At 39.8% G+C, this 26,909-nt stretch carries 25 protein-coding genes; 10 read left to right on the forward strand and 15 right to left on the reverse strand.

Annotated elements, in window-relative coordinates; translation table 11 throughout:
* The first annotated feature begins 102 nt into the window (after window positions 1–102).
* The gene (locus tag FR932_RS12945; RefSeq protein ID WP_019439527.1) at window positions 103–1,092 is read left to right on the forward strand and encodes a LysR family transcriptional regulator; all 990 of its coding nucleotides are present in this window, start codon (window positions 103–105) and stop codon (window positions 1,090–1,092) included.
* Window positions 1,093–1,398: 306 nt separating this feature from the next.
* Here the strand turns inward: FR932_RS12945 and FR932_RS12950 are convergent, their stop codons facing one another.
* A complete protein-coding gene (locus FR932_RS12950; protein ID WP_019439528.1) occupies window positions 1,399–2,346 on the reverse strand; it encodes a YeiH family protein in 948 nt (315 codons plus the stop codon).
* A 286-nt stretch (window positions 2,347–2,632) separates the two neighbouring features.
* Here FR932_RS12950 and FR932_RS12955 point away from each other — a divergent pair, with 286 nt between their 5' ends.
* Window positions 2,633–2,908 carry a hypothetical protein gene (locus tag FR932_RS12955; RefSeq protein ID WP_240532324.1) on the forward strand — a complete coding sequence of 92 codons (276 nt, stop codon included), beginning with the start codon at window positions 2,633–2,635 and terminating at the stop codon, window positions 2,906–2,908.
* A gap of 12 nt (window positions 2,909–2,920) precedes the next feature.
* Here the strand turns inward: FR932_RS12955 and FR932_RS12960 are convergent, their stop codons facing one another.
* The gene (locus FR932_RS12960) at window positions 2,921–4,042 is read right to left on the reverse strand and encodes an HD domain-containing phosphohydrolase (RefSeq protein ID WP_019439530.1); all 1,122 of its coding nucleotides are present in this window, start codon (window positions 4,040–4,042) and stop codon (window positions 2,921–2,923) included.
* 414 nt (window positions 4,043–4,456) lie between these two features.
* On the opposite strand from FR932_RS12960, the gene FR932_RS12965 reads away from it, so the two are divergent.
* Complete coding sequence (locus FR932_RS12965; protein WP_019439531.1) at window positions 4,457–4,720, forward strand: HP1242/YdcH family protein; 264 nt, start codon at window positions 4,457–4,459, stop codon at window positions 4,718–4,720.
* Between the two features lie 128 nt (window positions 4,721–4,848).
* Here FR932_RS12965 and FR932_RS21490 read toward each other — a convergent pair whose 3' ends face one another.
* The gene (locus tag FR932_RS21490; RefSeq protein WP_019439532.1) at window positions 4,849–4,995 is read right to left on the reverse strand and encodes a hypothetical protein; all 147 of its coding nucleotides are present in this window, start codon (window positions 4,993–4,995) and stop codon (window positions 4,849–4,851) included.
* Between the two features lie 261 nt (window positions 4,996–5,256).
* Window positions 5,257–5,406, reverse strand: coding sequence for a hypothetical protein (locus FR932_RS21495; RefSeq protein ID WP_019439533.1), 150 nt, complete (start codon window positions 5,404–5,406; stop codon window positions 5,257–5,259).
* 252 nt (window positions 5,407–5,658) lie between these two features.
* Between FR932_RS21495 and FR932_RS12970 the strand changes: the two genes are divergently transcribed.
* Window positions 5,659–6,315 (forward strand): glutathione S-transferase, encoded by a 657-nt coding sequence (locus tag FR932_RS12970; RefSeq protein ID WP_019439534.1) that lies wholly within the window; start codon window positions 5,659–5,661, stop codon window positions 6,313–6,315.
* A 113-nt stretch (window positions 6,316–6,428) separates the two neighbouring features.
* Here the strand turns inward: FR932_RS12970 and FR932_RS12975 are convergent, their stop codons facing one another.
* Entirely contained in the window at window positions 6,429–9,599 is a 3,171-nt protein-coding gene (locus FR932_RS12975) for a multidrug efflux RND transporter permease subunit (protein ID WP_019439535.1), read from the reverse strand.
* The gene (locus tag FR932_RS12980; protein WP_019439536.1) at window positions 9,599–10,663 is read right to left on the reverse strand and encodes an efflux RND transporter periplasmic adaptor subunit; all 1,065 of its coding nucleotides are present in this window, start codon (window positions 10,661–10,663) and stop codon (window positions 9,599–9,601) included. The genes FR932_RS12975 and FR932_RS12980 overlap by 1 nt, the downstream gene beginning before the upstream one ends.
* Before the next feature lie 322 nt (window positions 10,664–10,985).
* Here FR932_RS12980 and FR932_RS12985 point away from each other — a divergent pair, with 322 nt between their 5' ends.
* Together FR932_RS12985 and FR932_RS12990 are read left to right on the forward strand one after the other, a co-directional pair.
* Entirely contained in the window at window positions 10,986–12,164 is a 1,179-nt protein-coding gene (locus FR932_RS12985) for a PrnB family protein (protein WP_019439537.1), read from the forward strand.
* A 45-nt stretch (window positions 12,165–12,209) separates the two neighbouring features.
* The gene (locus FR932_RS12990) at window positions 12,210–13,319 is read left to right on the forward strand and encodes an aminotransferase class V-fold PLP-dependent enzyme (protein WP_019439538.1); all 1,110 of its coding nucleotides are present in this window, start codon (window positions 12,210–12,212) and stop codon (window positions 13,317–13,319) included.
* Window positions 13,320–13,375: 56 nt separating this feature from the next.
* Here FR932_RS12990 and FR932_RS12995 read toward each other — a convergent pair whose 3' ends face one another.
* The 4 genes from FR932_RS12995 to FR932_RS13010 form a co-directional block, all read right to left on the reverse strand.
* Window positions 13,376–13,948 carry an HD domain-containing protein gene (locus tag FR932_RS12995; protein WP_019439539.1) on the reverse strand — a complete coding sequence of 191 codons (573 nt, stop codon included), beginning with the start codon at window positions 13,946–13,948 and terminating at the stop codon, window positions 13,376–13,378.
* Window positions 13,948–15,054 carry a TauD/TfdA family dioxygenase gene (locus FR932_RS13000; protein WP_019628825.1) on the reverse strand — a complete coding sequence of 369 codons (1,107 nt, stop codon included), beginning with the start codon at window positions 15,052–15,054 and terminating at the stop codon, window positions 13,948–13,950. Before FR932_RS13000 ends, FR932_RS12995 begins: the two co-directional genes overlap by 1 nt.
* Window positions 15,055–15,150: 96 nt before the next feature.
* Entirely contained in the window at window positions 15,151–16,161 is a 1,011-nt protein-coding gene (locus FR932_RS13005) for a putative 2-aminoethylphosphonate ABC transporter substrate-binding protein (RefSeq protein WP_019439541.1), read from the reverse strand.
* A gap of 170 nt (window positions 16,162–16,331) precedes the next feature.
* The gene (locus tag FR932_RS13010; RefSeq protein ID WP_019628826.1) at window positions 16,332–18,095 is read right to left on the reverse strand and encodes a methyl-accepting chemotaxis protein; all 1,764 of its coding nucleotides are present in this window, start codon (window positions 18,093–18,095) and stop codon (window positions 16,332–16,334) included.
* Window positions 18,096–18,466: 371 nt separating this feature from the next.
* Here FR932_RS13010 and FR932_RS13015 point away from each other — a divergent pair, with 371 nt between their 5' ends.
* Window positions 18,467–19,198 (forward strand): ureidoglycolate lyase, encoded by a 732-nt coding sequence (locus FR932_RS13015; protein ID WP_019439543.1) that lies wholly within the window; start codon window positions 18,467–18,469, stop codon window positions 19,196–19,198.
* A gap of 53 nt (window positions 19,199–19,251) precedes the next feature.
* Here FR932_RS13015 and FR932_RS13020 read toward each other — a convergent pair whose 3' ends face one another.
* On the reverse strand, window positions 19,252–19,887 hold the full coding sequence (locus FR932_RS13020; RefSeq protein ID WP_019439544.1) for a hypothetical protein: 636 nt from the start codon (window positions 19,885–19,887) through the stop codon (window positions 19,252–19,254).
* A gap of 76 nt (window positions 19,888–19,963) precedes the next feature.
* Window positions 19,964–20,359, reverse strand: coding sequence for a DUF3859 domain-containing protein (locus FR932_RS13025; RefSeq protein WP_019439545.1), 396 nt, complete (start codon window positions 20,357–20,359; stop codon window positions 19,964–19,966).
* 159 nt (window positions 20,360–20,518) lie between these two features.
* On the opposite strand from FR932_RS13025, the gene FR932_RS13030 reads away from it, so the two are divergent.
* From FR932_RS13030 to FR932_RS13040, 3 genes are all read left to right on the forward strand, one after another.
* Window positions 20,519–21,436, forward strand: coding sequence for a LysR family transcriptional regulator (locus FR932_RS13030; RefSeq protein WP_019439546.1), 918 nt, complete (start codon window positions 20,519–20,521; stop codon window positions 21,434–21,436).
* A gap of 144 nt (window positions 21,437–21,580) precedes the next feature.
* Complete coding sequence (locus tag FR932_RS13035) at window positions 21,581–22,675, forward strand: hypothetical protein (protein WP_019439547.1); 1,095 nt, start codon at window positions 21,581–21,583, stop codon at window positions 22,673–22,675.
* A 95-nt stretch (window positions 22,676–22,770) separates the two neighbouring features.
* Complete coding sequence (locus FR932_RS13040) at window positions 22,771–23,469, forward strand: hypothetical protein (RefSeq protein ID WP_019439548.1); 699 nt, start codon at window positions 22,771–22,773, stop codon at window positions 23,467–23,469.
* A 23-nt stretch (window positions 23,470–23,492) separates the two neighbouring features.
* Here the strand turns inward: FR932_RS13040 and FR932_RS13045 are convergent, their stop codons facing one another.
* From FR932_RS13045 to FR932_RS13055, 3 genes are read right to left on the reverse strand one after another with little or no spacing between them, the layout of a single operon-like run.
* Window positions 23,493–25,400, reverse strand: coding sequence for an ATP-binding protein (locus FR932_RS13045; protein ID WP_019439549.1), 1,908 nt, complete (start codon window positions 25,398–25,400; stop codon window positions 23,493–23,495).
* Complete coding sequence (locus tag FR932_RS13050) at window positions 25,390–25,704, reverse strand: hypothetical protein (protein WP_240532326.1); 315 nt, start codon at window positions 25,702–25,704, stop codon at window positions 25,390–25,392. The genes FR932_RS13045 and FR932_RS13050 overlap by 11 nt, the downstream gene beginning before the upstream one ends.
* Window positions 25,688–26,902, reverse strand: a complete 1,215-nt coding sequence (locus FR932_RS13055) for an EAL domain-containing response regulator (RefSeq protein WP_019439551.1) — start codon at window positions 26,900–26,902, stop codon at window positions 25,688–25,690. The genes FR932_RS13050 and FR932_RS13055 overlap by 17 nt, the downstream gene beginning before the upstream one ends.
* Window positions 26,903–26,909 lie beyond the last annotated feature (7 nt).

Here is a 26,909-nt window from a genome sequence, read left to right on the forward strand (position 1 = left end):
ATAATCACGCAGCATAAGATGGTTACATTTACTTAACAATCCATAAGTATTAATATCAGCCTTTAGTAAAACTAAACGCAAGCGTGTGCCAAGAGGTATTTGATGATAAAAGTGAACGATAATCTGCTCTCCGGTTTAGCCACATTTACAACAACAGCAAGCTGCCATAGTTTCACTCAAGCTGCTGAAAAATTGCATATCACCACAGGTGCGATCAGCCAACAAATAAAACAACTGGAACAAAATTTACAGTTAACCTTATTTGAACGCCACTCTCGCGGTATTCGCTTAACCCCGACAGGACAGCAATTACATCAGGTTGTCGAACAAAGCTTAACGGATATTGGCGACATGATTAGTCAACTGCAACAAGCCAATCGTCACGCAGGAGATATCCACCTAAAACTGACTCCGTCTTTTGCATATAAATGGTTAGTGCCGCGCTTGCAGGATTTCTATCAGCAATATCCTGATATCAAGATCCACACCTTTGCCGAAGGGGCATTAGTCGATCATAACGATAGCAATTTTGATCTGGCTATCGATTACGGACAAACACCTTATCAATCAAATGATAAAAAAATTAATGCCGAATTATTATTAGCGGAACAATTATTACCGGTAATGAGTCCGCAATATATGCGCAAGTTTGATTTAAGCGTCAGTGATAATACCCATAATCTTACCCGCTTTGCGGATCCCTTACTGTGGCAGAATATGACATTGTTGCATGACGCCATGCCCTGGCAACATGCCAACAAAAATGTGGAGTGGCAATTTTGGTTGCAGCAAATGTCGCTAACCAGCAAAAGCCAAAAAGCCCTGAGTAAACACGGTCATTATTTCAATCGTACCGATATGGCGATGGCTGCAGCCGCCGCTGGATTAGGTGTCGCATTAGCCCGTTGTGCGCTATTTAATACCGGTTTAACCACGGCCGATTTAGCGAAAGAAGGCTTGGCCTCACCATTCACCCCTATCGATGCTAAGGCGGGCTATTACTTAATTCAGCATCATCACTCACCTGCCATTGAATGCTTTAAAACCTGGTTAAAACAACAAGTGTCTTTACAAAATAGTTATGAGTTATAAGTTTATGGTATTTCCTATTTAGCCTTATTTGCTCCAATAATACGTCTAAGCATTAATAAAAGGAGCTAATGTTTTGACTAATAAATTAATAATCACACTGGTATTTTTGTGTATATTACTATCGGTATTTACCCAAGGACTTATATCATCAGCGCTCGACCTTGTCGCATTTTCATTACTCATTGGTTATTTATTCAATGTTAAAAAAAGCAATGTGCGAACATAAATTAAGGAGGTTAAACAACCTCCTTTTTATTACTATTTATAGGGCTTTTTTTATGCCTATTTATGACTAATAATTATTACTTACATAAAATAGAGTATGTACACCAACGAGCTCGTGCTAATAACAATCCATAGTAGTACGCCCAATACTAATGGTTTTACACCCGCATCTTTCACTTTTTTCACCGTGATGCCAGCGCCAATCAAGAATAAGCACATCACTAATACTTGCTTCGATATATTAAAAATACCTTGATATAAAACCTGATAATCAGGTAGTGCATAAGCAATAAAAATAGCGAAACAATAAAACAAAATAAAGAATGGCACGGTTATCTTTTTACTATCGCCTTTAAATAACAACGCACTAATAAACGCAACTGGAATTATCCACAATGCGCGGGCTAGCTTTAATGTTGTCGCGGTTAACAAGGCCTCATCACCATAAGCAGACGCAGCACCAACCACAGATGACGTATCGTGAATCGCAATCGCGCTCCACACACCAAATGCATGCTGACTCATTTCTAATAGATGACCAATCACAGGAAAAACAAACAAAGCCACTGAGTTAAGAATGAATACAACCGCTAATGCCAGAGACGTTTGATCATTTTTAGCATTAATCGCCGGCGCTACCGCTGCAATCGCACTGCCACCACAAATAGCCGTACCCGCAGAAATTAAATACCCCGTTTTTTTATCTATTTTAAACGCTTTCGTTAAAAACCACCCCAGTATCAGCGTACAAAATATCGAGGTAACAATAATACCAAAGCCGTCTTTCGTGGCGACAATCGCTTCATCTAAATTAATGCCGAAACCTAAACCGACGATCGAATACGCCAGTGTTTTTTTGGTGAGCGCACTTAAATCTATACTGGTCGGCACAAAGCCTAACGTCGCGAGTGTAAAGCCAAGAATTAACGCTACAGGTGATGAAATAAGTGGCGTTAAACACAGCAGACCAAGAATAATAAATAATGAATCTTTTTTCTGGAATGAGTAATTAGTGAATGATTTAAACATAGGAACTCTCTATTTATAAGAGCAATCAGTATAACCTGTCATTTTTGTTAATAATATTAGAATGGAATTAACATAAGGTTAATTAAAACTGAACTATAAGTTAGCGATATAAGCCATGTTTTTTTAGACCATATTGCTATATTAAAATGTAAAAATAATAATAAGTGTCGAACTTTTAATCAATTTAGCTGACTGACTATAAAGTAAACGGGGATTACACTAACAGAACATGCACACTATCTAATCGCGTTTACGTAATGGCGATGACTTGATCAAATAAGGTAATATGATGACCAAAACAATGAATACACAGATAAAAAGTACCAATCATCAGATATTAACTGAAGTTGAACTTAATGCGATACGCGACATATTTAATTTAAGTACAACAACTTATGCCGTCAACGATTTGATTTTAGCGGATATACAGCCAGAAATGCTTAAAGCCTTATTACAAGCAGATTCTATAACAATCATAGCAAAACACGGAAACACAGAAACCCGATTCCCGTTACACCTTGCAAACGATGGTTATCAGAATAGTTTACAAAGGCCAGTTTAACTCTTAACGATTTTATTCATCAGCATAAGTTTCATAAATCACAATAAAATCGGCAAGATGAGTAACCAGCGCATCAACACAATCAGGATCAAACATAGTACCTGAATGTGCCTCCATGTAAGTCACCACCTCATCAATACTCCAAGCCTGTTTATATAGACGTTTACTTAATAGCGCATCAAATACATCAGAAACCATCACAATCCTCGCTTCCAATGGAATTGCCTCTGCTTTTAATCCCATCGGATAACCATTACCGTCGAAGTGTTCATGATGATGAAGAATAATATTTTTAAGGAAACGATACTCTTCAACATAGTGCATACTCACCGGAAAATGACTCAATACCTCATCGATAATCTCAACACCATGGTCACAATGTTGATTCATGATCTTGCGTTCTTCAGGTGTAAAAATATGACAGCTGAATAAAATTTCATCGGGGATCTTATACTTACCAATATCATGAAAAGCCGCAAAGGTTTCAATTCGACGAATGAACTCATGATCAATTTCTTTTTTTTCACTCAATAAATAAGCCAACTTTGAACTATATCGTTCCATACGATTAAGGTGACCTTGGGTTTCCGGATCCTTTACATGCCCCATATTGAGGGCTATCGCTAAAGAAATATCGATAAACTGTTTTTTCTCAAATTGACGAACCATTAAAGAATGAATAACCGTGGCTAAAAATAACATATCCTTCTGTATAGAACGCTTCGCAAAAAAATTTACTTCAGAAGCATTAAAGAACACGATCGCAATCACTTGACCTTTAAATGACAAAGGATAAGAAAAACCACTACGATGACCACAGTTCAATAAAAACAATGTCCTTGGGTTTGGCGTTAAATGAGATAAATCATTAATGATACGTTCTGATTGCGACTTGATCATCATCGGAATACCGCCAACCTTACTCACTTTTTTAGTAAAAAGCTCATCATTATGCGCTGTCGAAAGTCGATCGCGTACAAAATAATTAGACGCGTTATTATCCTTAATCATGATAACTGATAATCGCGACAACCCTTGATAATTGTCAATCGCAACATTGTAGAGGGTATCAAGATGAATGGATGTATCCTCATCTTGATTAAATATTTGATTTATTTCACTATAATTCAACATATATCATTCCTATTTCAAAGTAGACACTTTGAACGTCATGCAGCATAGCGAAAGCACCCCCGCTATTATTGTGGCTTAATGAATTTGTACACCTAAAGAAATAGGCTGTTAATATGTCAAGAATATACAAATATAGGTATAACGACTTTAATTAAGTACGTTTTTGTTAATCCCGTCAAACTCTTAATATCATAATCGCTTATCACGACTTATAATTTATCCACTCCTCTTTTAAGCTAGAAATATCAGCCCGAAAAACCTCAATACAGCCATACGATAGCAGCATGATTTTTCGCCTGGAATTATCTGTAACCTCGATTAGGTCAACTTTCGTCACGGCTGGAGTGCTATAGTTGATATGTAGACAGTTCGTTGTAATGAGTAAACGTTTACTTTCACTCTTGAGGAAAAACCATGCTAAATGAGAATCATGCACTTATTTTTGACTTTCCAGAATTAAAACAAGATATCGTACATTTAAATCATAAAAATGAATCATTCAGAGAAAAATCAAAACAGTATCATGTTCTTGATTATGACATTCGCCAATTAGAAATCGATGGTAGTCCGACTGATGATAAGCACATGACAGAATTAAAAATAAAGCGTGCTAATTTAAAAGACGTGTTGTATCAGCAATTAAAACAGCACCATGAAGAAGTTATATCTGCGTCTTAGAAAGCTGAGTAGATTTAAATATTTATTTTTAATATTGAGAGCTATATCAGAACGATGCGATAACTCAGTGAGCACTATGGCTATTCAACGTATCAATTACGCAATAGCCATAATTTTTTACTGACCAGTTATTTCATGACAAGTAAATCCATCACCATTAGTTTGCGAATAACACTAACGTACATCACGTTAATATTTGCTAACTTAGTAATTTTAGTTAATGAATGCCCTTCACGTAGCAGCTTAATCACATATTGTACTTGCTTCTTATCCATAATAACCCCGATAACGATATTAGAATTCTAACCATACGCCAAGAACAACTAAATACAATAAATTACCATAAAGAAAGGCCTAAACCCGTAAATGTACTAGCGCGGAAATGGCCTTACTCTACGTTTCAATTTTGAGCTGTAATGCGTGTGAATACTGAAGGGATTAAACGGCAAGGATATAGCAATAGCAGATAAAAAATCGATGATGCAGGAAAATAGAAAGCGCTAGAGACTGTAGCGCTTTATCATTGGTATTATGATCTACGCTTCAGTGTTTAGTAAATCCATTACCATTAATTTACGGATAACACTCACGTACATTACGTTAATTTTAGCTAACTTAGTAATTTCAGTTAGTGAATGACCTTCGCGTAATAATTGGATAACGTATTGTACTTGTTCTTTGTTCATAATAGCCTCGATAACTAGGTTCTAATTTATAAATCACGCTATAAATTAATATGTTTATGTTTTGATATGGGGTCATAATACTGCTTTATTTTTTATATAATATTGCGTTTAAAATTAAAAAATCGAATATAAAATATATACAATTAGGTATTAGAATTAACTGCTATCAATATCAAAAAACACCTGTCACACTCACTGCTTCAAGTGATAAACCAAGACTTTATGCCCTCCCCGATACAAAGGAAATGTTTCATGTCATTGCCCATTTTATACTCATTACAAAACTGTCCTTATGCAATGCGCGCACGATTAGGATTACTACTCGCGCAGCAGGGCGTGATGCTACGCGCTGTGGTAATGAAAAATAAACCTGCCGCCATGTTAGCTGTATCACCAAAAGCAACCGTACCGGTATTAGTACTCGATGACGGCACTGTGATTGATGAAAGTTTAGATATTATGATCTGGGCGCTGCATGAAAATGACCCGTTGAACTTACTTCACAGTGAACGCTCTGATGCTTATCCAGCCATGCTCGCCTTGATTGAAGTTCACGATACCGTGTTTACTTCAGCATTGAGTCAATACAAATATGCAGTGCGTTACCATTCCGATGACGAAATTGCGTTACGTAACCAATGCGCTGATTATGCCATGATGCTGGAATCTCGCTTAAGCCAACATGCCTACTTAATGGGTGATAAAGTTAGCCTAGCCGATTACGCTATTTTGCCGCTTATCCGCCAATTTGCGCGCGTTGATCGTCAATGGTATCTACAAGCGCCTTTACCGCATTTACGTGAGTGGTTAAACAAGCATTTACAAGATCAACGCTTTGCTAAAGCAATGGCAAAATACCCACAGTGGTTAGAAACTAATGAAGAGTTTTTATTTGGACAGGCCGATTAACCACAAAAAAGGGTAAGCATGATATTAATCATACTTACCCTTATCATCACTACCTGATCGCGATGTGCTCACGAGCTATTTATATCTACATTAGCGATATTAAAAAACGGTGATTAAGCGACACCTTTTACGATACTCACATCACTTACTTTCTTTTTCGCTTTATCCGCCTCTGCTTCAGCATCTTGTTCTGCTGCTTGCTCTGCTAATTCTGCGTCTAACATCGCTTCAACATAACCAGGTGAATGAGTTGTGCCAGAAATCAAACGGTACATTGCCGGGATCACCAGTAAAGTAACTAAAGTCGCAAATGCCATACCAAAGAACACCACGGTACCGACAGCAATACGACTTTCAGACCCCGCACCCGTCGATAGAATTAACGGTATAGAACCCGCTAACGTCGTGAATGCAGTCATCAAGATCGGACGTAGTCGTCGCGCTGACGCATCAATAATAGCTTGTTCAATGGCAATACCACGATCGCGTAACTGATTGGCAAATTCAACGATCAAAATACCATTTTTAGTCACCATACCAATCAGCATGATCATACCAATTTGGCTGTAAATATTCAGTCCGCCGCCCATGGCATACAAGCCTAAGAAACCACCAAATACCCCCATAGGTACGGTAAACATCACCACCATTGGGTTAATAAAGCTTTCAAACTGCGCCGCTAATACTAAATAAGCCACCAGCAAAGCCAAGCCAAAGACAATTAAAATACTGCTCTGATTTTCTTTAAAGTCCTTGGATTCGCCCGAATAAGCAATAGAAATATCACTTGGTAATGATTCCACCGACTGTGCATCTAAGAAATCCAATACTTCACCCAAGGTATAACCATCACCTATGCTGCCACTTAAGGTAATAGATTTTTGCTTATTATTGTGCGATAGACGACTTGCCGACGCCACTTCTTCAATCGTCGTTAAGGTATCTAAGGTAATCAAATCCCCCTTGGCGCTACGAATATAAATCTGGCTTAAATCATTCACGTTATTAAAGCTATTTTCATCACCACGTAAGTACACGTCATATTCTTCACCACGTTCGATATAACTGGTTTCGCTGCGTCCGCCCAACATGATCTCTAACGTTGTCGATACTTCATCAACACTGATACCAAGTTCACCTGCACGCTCTTTATCGATACTGACAACAAGTTCAGGGGTTTTCTCTGAGTAGTCTAGATCACCGCCAACGAGCACACCCGCTTCTTCAGCTTTGGCTTTCAGTAACTCCGCCCACTTTTCCAACTCGGAATAATCAGAGCCACCGAGTACAAATTGTACCGGATCACTCGAACCACCACGGAAACCAGGCATTAATGGACGAACCATCACATCAGGAATATCTTTCAAGGCTTTCGCAACCATACCCAATGCTTCAGCCGCACTCACATTACGATCAGCCCAATCTTCAAGCAGGATGATCACAAAGCCAGTTTGATCTCCGGCGCGACCACCAAATGCAGGTGCCTGAGTATTAAACGACTTAATAACACCCTGACCGACAAGCGGTAATAAGCGAGATTCAACGATATCCATATTCGCTGTCATACGGTTAAAACTGGTACCTTCCGCCCCTTTCACAAAGGCAAATAATACCCCGCGATCTTCTTGTGGTGATAACTGTGATGGTACTTGCTTCATCAACAAGAAACTCCCAACAACACAAGCAATAATAACCACAGGCGCAACTAATCTAAACTGCACAGCCTTAGCAACAATACCGCGATAACCGTTCTCTAAGCACTGGAATACCCCTTCCATCCACACACTGAAACGACTGGTTTTTTGCTCTGATTTTAACATTTTACTGGCAAGTACTGGCGTCAACGTCAACGCTATCACTGACGAGAAGATCACCGACATTGCGAGTAATACTGAGAACTCAGTAAATAACAGACCAACCATACCATCCATAAAGGAAATAGGCAGGAAGACCATCACTAATACCATGGTTGTCGCCACAACCGCAAAACCCACTTCGCGTGTGCCTTTATAGGCCGCTAATAATGGTTTTTCGCCTTGTTCAATATGATGGAAAATATTTTCGACTACCACAATCGCATCATCAACAACCAAACCAATGGATAAGATCAGTGCCATTAAGGTGATCAAGTTAATTGAAAAGCCAAAATAATAAGCGGCGATAAATGACGAAATCAAAGACACCGGCACAGTCACCGCGGGGATCAGTGTCGCCCGCGCTTGACCAATAAAGATGTACAGCACTAATACCACTAGGCCACCAGTAATAAAGAGCGTGCTATATACCTCTGAAATTGACTGGTCAATAAACACTGTTGAATCGTAATCGACCGCTAAGCTCATGCCTTTAGGTAAGAAGCCTTGCATCTTATCAACTTCTGCATGCACCGCTGACGCAACGTCGAGCGGGTTAGCATCTGATTGTGTCACCACACCTAAACTGAGATTAACGATACCATTACTTTTGTACGAAGAGCTTTCGTTTTCAGCGCCAACATAAACTTGGGCGACATCGCGTAAATACACAGGCGAACCGTCACTCGTGGTGCGCACAACCAGGTATTCAAAGTCTTGTGGTTCGGCATATAAACGCGCAGTACGTACTGACATCACCGTCGTATCGTTACGTACTTCACCACCGGGATTCTCGACATTTTCAGTTTTTAGCGCATCAATAATATCGCTGGTTGTAACGGCGCGACCGGCCATTAAATCAGGGAACAATTTAACGTACATCACCTGATATAAACCGCCGGATAAATCAACCGAGCTTACGCCCGAGATCAGACTAAAGCGATCTTCTAATACCCGCTGGGCATAATCCGTCAGCTGCGTACGATCCATTTCAGTCGAATTTAAATTAATATAAACCGAGGGCTCACCACTGCCATTATCTTTCGATACGATAGGATCGTCGGCTTCATCGGGTAAGCTGCGCTGTGCTTTGGCAACCGCGTCACGAATATCACTGACACCTTCGGTTAGATTCCAGCCCAAATCGAACGTCACTGTGATACGCGACATACCATTACGCGTCACCGATTTCACTTCATCGATACCACTAATACCAGTAATTTGATCTTCAATTATCGAGGTTATTTGGCTTTCCATGATCGATGCTGCAGCACCATCATAACGTGTCATCACGGTCACAACAGGACTTTCAACATCCGGCATTTCACGTACAGCAAGTTTACTAAACGACACGGCGCCAAAAACACACAACAATAAGCTGAGTACTATCGCGACAACCGGTCGTTTGACAGAAGTATCAGACAACCACATTAGTTAGTCTCCTGCTGGCCAGTTAAATCTTTCACTTGTAGTCCATTGCGCATATTAACCAGACCTTGGACAACAATACGATCGCCAATTTCTAAACCGTCTTCAATCAATACTTGATCAACAATACGCGCGCCAAGTGATACTTGTGTTCGAGTAACACGTTCATTGTCTCCCACCACATAGACAAAACGCTTAGTGCCTGAATATTCTAGCGCTTGCACTGGAATAATAGGTTCATTGATTGCAGGGAAAACCACACTTGATGACATCATCATGCCGGGCTTAAGGTGGTTATCTTTATTTTCAAAATTAACCCGCACACGCAAGTTGAGCGTTTCCGCGTTAATACGAGAATCAATTGCTACAACCTCGCCTTTAAACGATTGCCCATCCCAAGCACGACTGGTTGAAGTGACTGCCATCCCCGTAGATAGTTGCGATAAATAACGTTCCGGTACCGCGAGATCGAGCTGCATTGTCGATAAGTCATCCAGAGTAAGTAGCTCAGTACCAACAGAGACCATTTTACCACGGCTAAAATCGAGTAAGCCAACAGTGCCAGCAAACGGCGCCGTTAAATAATGATCATCCATATTAGCTTGTGCTGCAGCTAAACGCGCCTGCGCAATCGCAACGATCGCTGATTGTGCATATACTTCAGTTTGGGTGATAGCGTTACTTTTTACTAGTGTTGAATATTCATTTAGCTTACGTTTTTCGTCAGTATAATAAGCCTTCGCTTCTAGCAATGCTGCTTGTGCTTTACTGTCATCAAGTTGTACTAATAGCTGGCCAGCTTTCACCGTTTGATTAGCTTTGATCTTGATACTATCAACCTTGCCCGCGACTTCTGGCGCCACACTGACAAACTGCGTTGACTGTAACTTACCGATGAGTGAGATAGATTGTGAGACTTCATGGTATTGCACCGTTTCTGTATACACAGATACAACACGCTCAGGACCTTTTCCACCTTTAGCGCCTTTGGCCTGAACTGGGATCGTGTAACTCGAAAAACTAAACATCAGTGCGCTAATGATCGCAAGGGAAGTACGTTTATGCATTATATCTCTTCTATAAAAATGAGCGTGTCTTGCTATCATCCATGACTAGCGAGCCTAAAAATTTGATAGCTTATAATACCGTAAAAGGTAGAAGGAAATATGGAGAAAATGTGGAGATTAGGGTCAACTAGTGTAAATTTTGTCAGGATCAAGCAGATATCATAAAAACTATTATTTAACGATTAAAATACACAGCTTAAAGACTAATGGATATTTCTACCCAAGATTCAATCACACTAAGCTCGTCACAATTTGAATACACTAAAAAAATTACTTAATGCGTTAATATTCAAGCGAATATTCACACTCAAAAGATAACAAAATGAAACACAGTAGTAACGCGACCCAGGTATTTGATCAATGGATTCGAGGTTCGTTTGTTGATATCAATACCGAATTAGAAAGCCTCTACTGGCAACAAGAAGACAGAGATAATGTCGAGGGTATTGGCGAGGGGTTGAAACGTCAACTTGAATCAGAGGGACGCGCACTCATAAAAGTCTTACTTGCTGAAGGTAATACTAGCCAGAATTTCGATAACGCCTTTAATTTACTCGGCAGTGTCGGATTGTATATGGCCGCATGTCGTCGTCATGAATTAACAGAACCCGCACGAGAAACCCGCTCCCCCCTTATCGAAGCATCAGCGCTTGCCATGCACCTTGGACCAACAATAGGCATGGCACCACGCTTTTCTACCGCTCATTTAACCACCCATAATGTCGCTGAAAATGGTATCTATAAACGCTTTACCACCCTGCATGATGAAAGCTTATTTGTCGATTACAATACCCGCAGCATTTTGGCCTTTAAACGCGCCGCAGAAGCCCTAGAAAAAATACATGTCATGGGTGTCTCCCACCCACTTTGTTATGACTTATTACTGGCGGCCAAACAAGGACTGAGTGAGGTGATTGAATCAAACGCCATCTTATTCAGTGAACTCGATACGGATCGTTTCTTTCATTGTGTTCGCCCTTATTACAAACCTTATCGTGTCGGTACCCAGATTTATCGTGGTGCCAATGCTGGTGATTTCGCCGGCATCAATATCGTCGACATGTTGCTTGGCTTGTGCCGCGCGAATGAACCATTTTACTCACAAATGCTGGTTGATAAATTCACTTACATGATGCCAGAAGACCAGCAACTATTACGAAATTGCATGCAAGGTTCAAATCTAATGGATGACTTCCTTAGTCAGCAACATTATAAAAATCAAGCTTGGTACCAACGTAATTTAACCGTGTTTTTAGCAGTCTGTGAATTGCACGGCGCCACTGCTATTCAACACCATGACCAACTGGTGAATAAATATATCGCGCAACCCGCGAGCAAGGTGCAATCCCAGCACATGAACAAGTTAACGGCCAGTGGTCCGCCGTTACACGTATTACTGCGGTCATTAGAAAAGCTTCGAGATCTTCGTGCGGCGAATCCACGAAATGATATCGCAACCCGCTATCACGACATTCTCACGCTACAGGCGTCATTAAATTAGGCCTTGTGCCATTACCTTATCACCCGATGACACAAAGGGTCTCTTATGTATAAACATGATTTTTTACTCAAAGATAATATCTACCTTTTGAACCACTCTGTTGGCCGCCCCCTTAAAAGCACCGAACAGCAGTTCAAAAGCCACTTTCTCGATCATTGGCAAGATTCCCACAGCGAACCTTGGCCGCAATGGTTAAATGCGATCACGCGTTATCAAATGGCCTTGAGTAAACTCTTTAATGACGACGCCGATAATTTCTGTCCACAAGTGAATCTATCCAGCGCGCTCAGCAAAGTATTAATGTCAGTTGCACGTTTACAACAACCACATACCCAGATATTAATGAGTGAAAGTGATTTTCCAAGTATGGGATTTGTAATGCAACGGGCACTCGCAGATACAGCAACAATCACCTTTATTCCCAATAACCTAGATATCACCGACCCGCTCGTTTGGGCTGAGTATCTGCATGATCGTATTGACCTGGTTTTTATCAGTCATGCTTATTCTAATACCGGTCAACAAGCACCACTCGATGACATACTCACTCTTGCGCGGCAACATCAAGTATTGTCGATTGTCGACGTGGCCCAGTCAGCAGGTATTATACCGTTAGATTTAAGGGCAACACGACCAGACTTTATGATAGGTTCGTGTGTAAAATGGTTATGCGGGGGACCTGGGAGCAGTTATTTATGGGTTAATCCAGCGCAACTTGCACATTGCTTGCCTAAAGATGTCGGTTGGTTTTCACATCAACAGCCATTTGAGTTTAATATTCATCACTTTAAAGACCATCAAGGGGCATTGCGGTTTTGGGGTGGTACGCCCTCTATCATGCCCTATGTGATATCTGCAAATAGCATTGAATATTTTACCCAAATAGGGATTGATAAATTACGCCAACATAACCAAAGATTATTAACCATGCTGGCCGATGCCTTTCCATCCGCATTAGTTTCACCAGCACGAGAAACTCAACGTAATGGCACCGCAATTTTACATTTTGGCTCACAACAAGAAGCGGTATTATCAGCGTTAATAGCAGATAATATTAGCGTCGATAACCGCCAGCAAGGTATGCGAATATCACCGCATATTTATAATGATGAAACTGAAATACAGCAACTTATCGATCTGATCAAATCTGTATAAACTTGATCAGATAAACTAATCTTCCAGCACTAACAATAGTATTAAAAATAGTACTATCAAGCCTCTGTCGGTGACAAGACATGAGGCTTATTCGTCACAAACTGCTGGGCAATATGTAAGTAGTACGCTAAATCAGGGTGTTCTAACGCCAAATTTTTACCCAAATCATCAAATAAGCGAACTTGCAGGGCGTCTTTATAAAATGGCAGTTGCTCAAATTCGGCAATCTCTTGCGCATTCATTTGTCCACCTTGCACTGCGAGACTGTCTTGCGATGCTTGGCTGAGTTGACCATGATATTTAGGCTTAACGGCGCACAAGTAACGCTTTGCTTGCACATGTAGCGCAATGCCATCAATGATCTGTTTCGGGAAATATGGCGCTAAAAACTGAGCCCCAACATCTTCATGATAACCATCAATACCGTGCTCGGCGATATCTTCAGGCAGCTCTAAAATTAAGTGGCCAAAGTCATGTAATAAAGCCGCGGTAATGATCGCATCACTGCTATTTTTTTGCTCGGCATAATAAGCCGACTGCAGCATATGTTCACCCATAGAGATATGCTCACCATAAGCAACATGACCATTGTCTTCGAACTGCTGTTTAATAAACGCAATAATATCCATTATTTAGTCTCCATTTGATATTCTAAGGTCGTCTCTAATACGGCTAAGGTGCTTTTTAAAGAGTCAATATCAGCATAACAACCTTGCAGATGGCGAGCGCCTTCAGCAGCCACTTCACGACCATGTAAAATACGTTCATTATTAAAAATCATCAGTTCACCCGGCTTCAAAGTGCACAAGAATTTACATTCTTCACTGTGTAAAATACGGCTGAAATTTTGATAGGCTGCGTAAAACCCAGCCATCTCTGCAAACGGTAATTTAATTGCTTGAATAGAACGGTTATTTAAACGAATACGCTCAAGGCTGCCGTTATTATTTAATTCGATAATATAACCCGTGTGTTCAAGGTCCGTATCTGCATTCTTAAAACGGTAAGTCACTGGTGTCGAGGTTAATAACTGATACTGCTGCGGAAAGCGTTGTTGTAACAATTCCGCGGCGTAGAAGCCATCTGTTAAAGCCGTTACTCCGCCTTTTTCAGCACTGACGAGGCAATGTAAAAGCTGTAATGTCGGCACTGGATGACGATAAGCATTGTCGGTATGTAGGCTTAATGGTTTTGGGGTATAGGCTAAATTAACCGGATTTTCTTCCGCGATAACTTCGAAGTGACTACCGTAGTTGGTATCTCGCACAAAGCCGAATTGCTCGACGACCTTAAATAACTGCTTATCAACATTCGGCACGTCTTGTAAAAATGCGAGCCCAAATTGCTTCACAGCTGCTAACCAATCACGTTTAATATCCTGACGACTCAGTACATCAGGATAACCAAAAGTGATCGCTGGCGCGTCAAGTTTTCCATCCCATAAAACTGGCTGTTCGAGCGCTGCATTATTATTAGCATCTTGTTCATCATAATGCATGCTGCCTAAAAAAGTCTGACTATAACGGCTTTGATGGCCATCTTGCCAGGTAATAAATAGCTCACCACGTTCAATCCTCACTACTTCTGGTTGGATCGTTAAATCCAAATCAAGGATCTCTTGTAAGCGCTGGCCAGACGAATGTAAACATGCGCTACAACGGCAATTATCTTTTAACCAAAAGTAATGTAATGGCTGATTATTATAAACAAGGTGGGAATCGTGTAATGTAAGCATCGCGAGGTCCTGATATTCAAAGACAATTATAAAAAGACGATGCAGCAAGGTCATCATAATCCCCTGCGGCACCGGATTAACTCAAAGAGAGTTAAATTAACCTTTAGATTCTGATTTACTGTTAAACTTATCAGACCATTTAGTTAATACCGCGCTACGATCATTGGCCATTTTACCAAAGTCCATATCCACAATTGCATCTTCCACATTTGGATAATTTGCCACGGCGCCACTTACGTCTTTATGCCCAACAACTGGATAAATAGTGTTATACATCTTGTTGGCATCCAATGATAATGACCAATCAATCAGCTGTTTCGCCGCCGCTGAACTGTTATTTACAAGACCAACCGATTCCGTATCCCAACCAATACCCTTAGGTAAGATAAGATCAATCGGCGCACCTTTTGATTTCAATTTAGAACCACGGATCGCCACAGAAATTCCGATAACTGTTTCACCCATTGCTGACTGTACGCAAGGTTTAGACCCTGAATGAGTATAGTGGGCAATGTTTTTGTCCAATTTATCCATATAGGCCCAACCTTGTTGCTCACCCATACCTTGTAGCCAAGCTGTTACTTGGATATAACCGGTACCTGATGATCCCGGATTAGGCATCACTATATGACCTTTATAGACAGGATCTAACAGATCTTCCCACGTCTTCGGTTTTGGTAAACCAAGCTGCTTGGCAACGATGGTATTAAAACAAACCGTATTGAAAAATGCGTCATTACCAAACCAGGCTTTATTGTCTTCTGGATCAACCATGCTCGCTTTTATGCCATCAAGGTTTGCAGGCGTATAAGGCTTCACAATACCGCTATCTTTCAATAGTGCTAATGATGAACCAGCCAGCCCCCAGACCACATCCGCTTTGGCATTTTTGCCTTCAGCTAATAACTTTGCCGTCATGACACCTGTCGAATCTCGTACCCATTTAATATCAATATCAGAATGGCTTTCTTCAAAGGTATTTTTGAATAAGGCTAATAAGTCAGTTTCAAAAGAGGTGTAAACGATCAGCTCTTCTTTCGCAAATGCGTTAGAAGATACGCCAAGAATAACGGCAGCAGCAAGTAATGACTGTTTAACAAAGTGCATCAATAACATCCCTATTGATAGATTAAGTGATAACTATCTAAACATTAAATAGTGTATTTATGGTGCACATTCTAGGGGGGATATATGACAATTTTATGCTGTTAATATTTCGATCATGTGAAATATTAACAGCAGATGACGATTAACAACTAACAACTAACAACTAACAACTAGCTTAATTTAAAGAAATTCAAGATGGTTTTTTGTTCTTCCGATAAGCGCGCTAGTTCTTCACTCGCCTGATTACTCTGATCAATACCAGCCACATTTTGAGTCACCATATCTGAGGCTTGCATCACGTTAGCTGCAATATCTTGGGTCACTGCAGATTGTTCATGAGAGGCCGTTGATACCAGCGTGTTCATATCTGAAATCAGTGACACTGAATGAGAGATATCAGTAAAACAATGACTTACCGTTTGCGCAATCTCGCGTGACCCTTGGATCAACTCAACATTATTGTTCATATAGCTGTCCGCTTTTTCAGATTGTTCTTGCAGCTTAGTGATAATGTCCTGAATATTCACCGTTGATTCTTGTGTTTTCGCCGCTAATGCCCGCACTTCATCCGCAACAACAGCAAAACCACGGCCTTGCTCACCCGCTCGCGCAGCTTCAATCGCCGCATTCAGGGCTAATAAATTAGTTTGCTGTGAAATAGTATTAATGACATCAACAACGCTACCAATTTCAATCGAATACGCTCTCAACTGATTAACCATCAAGGTTGACTCTTGCACCGATACTTCAATGCGCTTAGTGATCGCATCTGATTCTTGTAGCGCATCGTTACCACGACTCACACTATCAATCGCATTACTGGCAGCATCTTCGGCATTACTGGCATTTAGACTGACTTCCGCTGCAGTACTCGACAGTTCATTCACGGCTGTCGCGACTTGCTCGATTTGTGCAATTTCATGTTGTGAATTGGTTGCGGCCTCCCCCATCACAGCGGCCAGTTCTACCGACGCCGATGATACATTGTCAGAAATAGCATGGGTTCGCTGCACTACATCTTGTAATTCATGTAGCAGGACGATCATACTGGCATAAATACCCGTGGTTTCTGTACCTGTTGTGCTCACAGCAGTTAAATCACCACGCGCCATTTTCTCCATTAAATTAGAAATATCTTCTGGTTCGCCACCAATTGGCGCATAAATATATTTAACAATGAAGAAGTAGAAAATAACGATAGCCACAATGACCGCGATGAATAAGAACATTAATGAACCAACGAGATTGGCATTACTCGCCGCATTAATATCTTTCCCATATTCATAGCTCGCCACGATCCAGTTACGAACCGACAGCTTGTTGGTGACAACAGAGACCATTTCGCCGTTAACTTCATATGTAAAACGACTAATACCTTGGTTTACCTGCTTATACTGTGGGCGAACTTGAAACATGTTCTTGCCTAGCAGCTGAGCATCTTTGCTCGACATGACATAACCGTCACTGCGATAAACAAAAATGTGGTTGTCATTAGTCAGCGAGGTAATAAAACCGGTAATATTATCTAAATTGATATCAATCGACAGTGCTGCTACAGTTTGATTATTATGATAAAGAGGCACAACCAAAGAAATGATATTTTGTTTGGTTAACGCATTTTGATAAGCTTCAGTGACAATTATTTTTTCATTATCATAGAAAATACGGCTGTACCATTCACGGTTAAGTGCTTTAGCATTGAAGTTAGCAACATAACCGCCGCCTTCAATTGCACGGCCATCTTTTAAGCCAATAAATATATTTTCAATACCATCAATGTTGTTAATAAAGTGACGGGTTTTCTGTACTGCACGTTCAACCGATATTGGTTCACCGTTATCACCAAACTCAAAAGAAACGGCGTTCAAAGCATCAAAATAACGCATTAATTTTTCATCTAATGCTTTTGCGATTAACCGCGATTGGCTATCCATTTTATCTTCATAGTTAGTGTGGCTAAAACTGTCGAAGGCGCTATAACCAAAAAAGGTAATAGCACCACAAATAGTAATTACTAAGGAAGCGAAAAAAACTAGGATTCTATACTTCAACGTCATAATATGCTCAGAACTGTAAATTAGCCGCGTATTCTATCTTAATAAAATCGCACTTATAGCATTATTTGACAATTAAATGCAAGACAACATAACGAACTAAACGTGATGTAAATCACGCTATATAAGTTTATATCCGTTTTTATAGATATAATGGTTTATGCCTTTAGCTTTATAGTTAAACAACTGTCATTAAAATTAAATAATAGAATGCTAATTTATGCGCTATTCAGCCAAAATAGAGCGTTAACATGACATCTACCGCTACAACAGCCAATCCGAATATAGATTCAAATTCAAATTCAAATAATGAACCTTATGCTGTATCTAATACTGCCCCTAACTATTTAAATCCTGATATCGCTTCTGACCTCGCGCTATTAGATATTCCTATTATTAAAGCTACGCCTGAAAGCCTAAAAGGCTATGGGTTCTTTGTTGACGAACCTGACACATTTGATATTGAGATCACGCGTTGGCCAGCACAAGGTTGGCGTAAAGTCGACGAAGATACTGGCGATGAAGGTGGTGTAACGGAAGGTACTTTTATCAGCTCTTGGAAAGGGGATTATTTATTTGGTCGTAATAAAGCCGTTGATGGCCATTATATTATCGGCTATAACCAGCGCCCTGAAATCGCGGTCGATAACCATAATGATAAACCCAGCCAACTGATTTTATGGCATGCCAATTACCATCCTGATGGCGGTCAAATGTTTTACCCTAAGTCTAATCAGCCCTTTTTATTACCGTTAGCCTTGCCTGGCGATGATGTGAAACCACAAGACTTTGTGTGCTTTTATTTCAATGGTGATCGCGGTGCCTATATTCATGCGAATATCTGGCACGAAGGCGTATTTGCTATTGAAGGAGAGCAAGAGTTTGCCGATAAACAAGGCGCTGTACACGCCCGCATATCGGTTGATTTTGGCAAAGAGTTTAACTGTTTATTACGTGTTGATTTAACGCAATTACCGACTTAATCACGGAAAAATAATAAGCCGTTATTTTATTAGCCATGATGTAACAGCTCACATTAACGATAAAGCGCGTCAACTTCACCATTTTTAATGCGCATATTGACTCGTAACAGAGCATGTTGGGCAATCGCCAATACGTCCTTCATGCTCGCATAACAACCTTTTTCATCCTCACCATAAGCAAAGAAGTTTAACGTCACTTGCAAACCCATACCGCCCGTATTCGGTTTATCACCCAGCGCTAAATAACAAGTTGGTGATTGTGATAAGCCAATCGCGCCCGCGTTAAAGCTCGGTTTCATCGATGATGCCATTGACTGGATATTATTCATTAACCAATCAATACTTTTTTCCTGACAATTCTCGGGGATATCGCGAAATAAAATCATCAATCGCGCACTGCATTTTTTGGCATACGGGTATTGTGGATCAGTATTATCTTCGAGCGGATTAAACGTACAATCATTACTTTCTAATAACGAGCTTGCACCATTTACCCATTCAATTAAACGATAAAACTGCTCAACAAAATCCCATGTTGTAAACGGCAATAGATCTTCTAGCGCACTGCGGATCAATTCAGGCTGTTGTTTAAAGTCCATATATACACTCGACTCATCGGTTACCATATTCGTCCATGGGTGAGATCTTAACGCTGAGTTATCAATTTGTTTGGAAATAAAAGCGTCCACAGTTGCAGCCTTTGTTAGTTATACATAATGATGAAGGGGAGATTTTAACAGTGTTCTATTTTAACCGTGAGCTATTTTAACCGTGAGCTAAGGATATATTAAAAGTTTTATCTGCTAATGTTTTTCCGTCAAGTTCAATCGTCATTCGCCAATCACCGCATTTATCCGCAATTGGTTCCCATACTGTGTCACCTAAATAAAACAGCCAATCGTTATTGGTCACATGTACCTCACCAGTAAATGGCGCGCGCACATTGCCCTCACTATCTAAAATACCTGGATGTGCAATACAAAAACGGATCTTCGCGCCACGGGCTTTTTTAATATTCACCACAAAGCCAAACTCGATATCAATTTCAGCAGGGATATCTGTCGTGAATTGTTGAATACTCGGTAAGTCTTTTGATTTACTCTGCCACTGGGAGTGAATGCCATAGGTTTGCATTTTAGTAACGGGTTTATATTTAGCCATCAAATTACCTCGAAATTCAGTATTTAACGTTATGAGATACACCATATAATACCGAGGGTAAGCTCAAGTGGGAAGATGTAAAAATGTACCTCCATTTATGTTCATCAAGTATGATAAGCTTTTAACCTTATAAATATCTTCATAATGTTGGAAGTGCTGATGGCAAAAGATCTTTTTACGACGCTTGACCTTAATTTATTGAAAATTTTTCAAATTATTTATCAAGAACGAAATTTAAGCCGAGCAGCAGAACGCATGCATGTAACCCAGCCAGCAGTGAGTAAAGCGCTTGCTAAATTACGCCACCATTTCGGTGATGAATTATTCATTCGCAGCTACCATGGATTATTACCGACAGACTTTGCTCAAAACCTTTATAAAAATTTAGGCCCCGCTATCAGCTCGGTGAGTGATGCGGTTAACTCTACGGTTGAATTCAAGCCTGAAGATTTATCAGGCCAATTAAGAATAAGCATATCGCCATTTCTTATTCATGCCATTGGTAATGCGCTTTATAACAACATTCATCAAGAAGCGCCTGACGTGCAATTGCTACTTTTAAACTGGTCTTCGAAAACATTAAGCCATATTCATAATAAAGAGATTGATTTAGGCCTAAATTACATCATCGACAATAGCTATAAAGACGTTGTCACTGAACGACTAGGAGAGGATAAATTTTCGATTTATGTAAGAAAGAACCATCCATTTACGAGTGAGTTTATTACTGGTGAGCAGTTATCTCAGCATCAGATCGTTACCGTTGTTAATGCTGATTGGAACTTTACTGAATCAATCGCAGAAATAGAATTAAAGAAGCGAGGCTTACCAGCCCATGTCACCCTACGCAGCGAGCTACCAAGTGTATTAGTTAATGAGGTGCTAAATAGTGACGCGATGTTCCCTAGTTCAAGCTTTTTAAATCATAACAAGTCCTCAAATCTAAGAAAAATCTCTCTCTCTAGCGAAGATGATATCGCTGCTTTTCCGGTTGTCAGTTACAGTCATAAACAACTACAAAACACTAAAAAACAAACCTGGTTACTTAATCATATTAAAGCTTTATTAAATAACTAAATGGAATAACTTACATTCCAACTTATTATTTCTACTTATAGCACTATCTCAATATACTTCTCTCATCAGCAGGAACGCTGCCTAAACAAGCATGGACATAACGCACATAACGCACATAACGCTCCATTATTGAGAGATTTAATTATGAAAAAACATATCCTAGCCGTAATCATCGCCAGCGCTGCTCTTGCTGGTTGCTCTTCAAATAGTTCTAAAAATGATACACCACCTCCACAAGAAGGCGTTGCAGACGTCATTTATAATGAAGATTTACATAGTGCTGCCATTATCGGTGATCAAGGTAATACCGCTATTATTATCGCAGATGGTAATGGCAATGCTGCAATTTCCCTTGATGGCCAAATCTTTACTATCCAAGGTGAAGATATTGTTAATGACCAAGGTGCCACTGTTGGCCAAATCAAGACTGAAAATGGGACGGCAACCGCTTACATTGGCGATACAGCTTATACATTGAACGTTGTTGATGGCCGCTTAGTTATCGACAGCACTGAGTTTGAACCGGATTTTGATGGTATTCGTGTTGGCGATGCAAAAATCTCATTCATTAGTGTGGAACATGACGGTACAGATACTTACTTAAACTTCTCTGTAAATGGAGTGCAACGCAGCGCTGTTATACATATCGACTCTGTAACAGGTGAATTTACCTTCTCTGGCGTAGGCTCTGCTAATGGTTTTTGGTTTAACGGTTACGTAACCGAGACTAATGAATATATTATTACCGGTTTTAAAGGTAACGATTTACCTAATCACGTAACTTGGTCTGCTGATGGTGGTTTTACAATAGTTAATGTGGACGCGGGCTGGGGAAACGATGCAAATCCTGATGATAATAAGCGGGCAATAAGCGTATCACTTGATGGTGATAACCTCGTTATTACCGTTGATGGTCAGTCAGTGACGACTGATTACACAGCAGCTGAAGATGGACGTGGTAATGTCACTATCTATGACCGACATGGTGCTATCAAAGGCGAAGGCCAAATCATTGATGGCCAACTGGTATTTGGTAATGGCATTGTTGTTGATGACCGCGGGAATATCACCATCCCAACGCAAGATGAGAATAGCAAAGAGGCGGCGCAGTTACCTGTAGTGAAACGACTGACTATAGAACAGAAAGATGAACTTAAAAATAGTATAAAAGCGCTCACCACAGAGCAACGTCAACAAATAAAACAAGCAGTAAAAACGCAGTTACAAACCCGCTCATAGCTAAATGATTGAGAGTGTTTTCAGGATAGATTCCCTCTCTGAATAATAAAAAGGAACTGTACATTATTTGCAGTTCCTTTTTGAGAGATATAAAGATGAAAAATATAACCTATTTATTTTTTCTAGTTTTTAGTGCTTTATTCTGTAGTAACACATTTGCCGAAACGCCATTATCAGACAAATATCGAGAACCCGATTTAAGCTTTAGCGCTTACAACATTGACGATAATTATTATGCGAGTTTCTCTGGTAGCATCAATGTCGATGAGCATATCGCCATTGATGCTACGCTTGATAGTAGCGGTTACCTTGAATTGGGCGTGGCATATGGCGACCTGATTTTTGATATCGCCTATGCAGAAGGTTACTTTAATTATGGTCGAACTGACACCACAGATATTTATACTATAGGTATGTTTGCAGGACTGCCTCTGAACGAAAACTTAATGATATTTGCAAACACAGCTTACGATTGGCGACGTACACAGGACAATATTGCTGGCGCTGGTAATTGGGGATTGTTTGATGAAGATGAATGGAAAAATACTTTGGGCGTAAGTTATTCAATACACCAATGGGTCTCGCTATCTTCAACTTATAGTATTGATTATTTAACTGACAGCCCAAATCAGGTGGACGATAATGTCGCAACGAGTTGGGATGCGACAATCACGTTCAATACGCCCTGGTTAAGTCCCTACGTTAAATACAGCAAAGGTAATTATCGAGTAACGCCAGAACAACAAAGAAAGTCACAAGATAACGTCGAAATAGGCCTTAATTTCAATTTTTGAGCCTCTTATACGCCCGACGTTATTTACCCTGTTTGTTCCAATCCACTTAAGAATATCGCGGTATTAAACGGTTTTTGCATAAAATAAACATCTGGATAATGCTCATTATCTACAATCTCGTTTTTATCATTAGCCGATAAAATAAAATACTGCGTTTTGGTTTCTGCTTGTATCGATTTCATTTTACCAATCAAATCGATGCCATTCATTTCATCGAGCCGATAATCAACGATAACCACATCTGGATCGCTATCTCTAAAGCGCATTAATGCATCTTTAGAATTATCCGCACACACAGTATTAAATTGCTCATCCTCTAACATGGCATTACATACCTCAAGGTTGAAGCTATTATCATCGACAATTAAAATGCGTTTGTCGGCATAATTACGCGGACTCAATGGTTCCGATAACACGTATTCCCCACATCGCAGTGGAAAATGTAGCATGATTTTAGTACCTTCATTTTCGACACTGTGTAACCTTAATTTACCACCAATCTGAGTCAGTAACTGATTGCAGGTATACAGTCCGAGACCAATACCTGATACTTTTTTCAATTGTGATTCAGGATCAAAAACAAAAGGATCGGTGAGTAGTTCTTTCGTTGATTGCGACATCCCCAGTCCGGTATCTTGGATTAGAACCCGTAAATACAACTCTCTATTTGCAGACGTGGGATCATTAAATACACGGCGTGAGCAAAGATCAACATGGCAACTAACCGCTTGGCCAGTACTGTATTTCAAGGCATTATTAATCATATTCGTGATCACTTGAAATAATTTAGAACTATCAACACTGATTGTTTTAGGTAATGTATCACTGACATGAAAGCCGAGTGTCTTACCCTCAGGTATACTCAATTTGTTATAATAGTCTTTGATATTATTGAAGTATTGCAACGTATTAATCGGGGCATTATTTAACATTAAGCCATCGGTCGCTGACTTACTGTAATTTAACGTGTTCTCTGCAACTGAATACAACAGATTTGCCGACCACAACATTTTATCAATCACCACACTGTGTTCATCACTTATTTTGGGCATATCCCTCAACATCTGGCTATAACCAAGTAGCGCATTGATCGGCGTTCTTATCTCATGATTGATGCTTGATACCATCGCGACATTAAATTTGTTCTCTCGCTCAATCCGATTAAAAAAATGCTTATTCATCAGCCTGAAATACAGCAATACAGATACCAATCCACAAGCTACCAATGTCGACAGCACAAAGAAGCAGTACTCCATCAGCCTTGACTCCGATACCTGGGATTCAATGGTAAGTAGGTAATGAAAATTATAACTTGGAATACTAATATCTAGTTCAGTCTCATGACGAAACAGGTCAAAGAACATGTTTTTTGGCTCAAGCACACAATTTTTATTTTCTTCCGTGAGTTGTGTACTGGAATATTTTAGGCAAGACCCCTTAAATTTATCGAGGCTAAATAACACGCTTTTCATTGGTATCGCGTAAAATAAATACGGCATATCAGGCTCATCAATCTCAAAGCCGATTAGTTGATAGTGAGGTAAAGAGCCCTTCAGCATCCCTTCTTTGTCGATACTCACAGTTAATTCAGCTAAATGCTCCACCACCTTAGCATTAGAAATATAAGCAACTGTCAATTTAGGCGTCAAAGTGAAAAATATCGCCTCTCTCTCACCTAATAACGCTTGGGTGAAAATTCTAAACTCAGTCTCTTGCACACCTTCTGATGCTGTAAAAAAAGAGTTTGTCGCATTCATAATCAGCCTGTGCTGCAAATAATTCTCTTCATTTAGCGCCATCAGCGTTGAGACATTAGTATCATGATTTTTTTTGAACTTGCTGATACTATAACTACTAAATACCGCCACGATCGCCAACGTAATCAACAGGCATGCACAAACATAATTGCGCAGATTAAACTTATAACTCATCTTTAATCGCTACAACTTGTGTGTAAATACTATCGACCGCACAAAATAATTTTTCGCGCGTCTGTATCGCATCAATTGGGGCATCAAAATCAAGCACCAGATAACGGCAAATACCTTTAAATTGATGTTTAAGTGTATTCATTTCATCTACGCTTTTAGCGTCTTTGCTTTGTGCACGCATAGACACTAACTCACGCATTAATGCTTGATATAAAGCCAGACGCCGCTGTTCACTATAGCGATTAAAAAACCTTTTTAAGTCAGTACCTATATCCATAAAATCAGCACTAGTTGTCATTAGCATTTACTTCTTGGTGCTCATAGCGATTAACCCAGTCTTGCAAATAACGTCCTTCCATTGGTGGGCTATATAAATAGCCTTGTGCTATATCACAGCCAAGATCATCTAGAATATTAAGCACGCTTTCCGTTTCAATACCTTCAGCGACAACATTCACCAACATTTTTTTGGCTAATGCGATAGTCGATTCAACAATAAGACGATGCTGCTCATTAGTATCTATATCGCACACAAAAGAGCGATCTATTTTAATTTCCTTAAAGGGGATGATATCTAGACGTTCATAGGTCGAATAGCTTTTACCAAAGTCATCCAATGATATACCAATATCATTAATAATCAGTCGTGCAATAGAGTTTAATACACTGTCTTGATTAATAATCGCTTGTGACTCTGTTAGCTCTAAGATCAGCTTTATCTGCGTATGCGCTTGCTTGTAGTGAATGATATAATCAGTCAAATCTTCACTCATCAAGTCTTCAGCTGTCACGTTAATCGATAATGTATAATCCATTAAATTGGTTTCATTTACCCAAAGCTTGAATGCTTTAGCGATAATGACTTTGGTAAACTCTACGTTTAACCCTGCGTTATAAATCAAAGGTAAAAATGTATCAGGGTAAATATAGCCATTTTCATCATACATTCTCGCTAATACTTCAAAGCCATTGATATTTTTACTTTTCATATCGACTTGAGGTTGAAAGCAAAGTAATACTTGTTCATCTTCAAGTAACTTACTGATATCATATTCAACAACATCATCCGGCGTTGCCAGGACAGGAATATTGCCTATCGTTTGTTGTAAACGTAGCGTTTCAGATAAGATCACATCGACATTAACTGGCTTTTCAAATACGCCGACTACATTCAACTTCAGGTTACAGGCAATACCACTAACCAGTTCAAGGGTGCGTTTATCTGATGAACTAATTACCGCCAATGGTATGTGAGAATAAAGAGGATTGACCGACAAAAAGTTAATCACTTCCATGCCATCACTTTGATTCATTTTCAAATCTAAAATGAGTAAATCGATATCACCTTCCATCTCAACGATGACTTCAATGCCTTCTTTTGCGTCCACAGCTTCGAAGCTCTGAAATGTCGAATTTAGCTCTCCCTCTACCGTACTTTCGATAAGGTCTGATTTTATCGCTTCTCTAATAAACGCTTGATCATCAACAATCAAAATATTCATCATTACT

Source organism: Moritella marina ATCC 15381 (assembly GCF_008931805.1).
Taxonomy (GTDB): domain Bacteria; phylum Pseudomonadota; class Gammaproteobacteria; order Enterobacterales; family Moritellaceae; genus Moritella; species Moritella marina.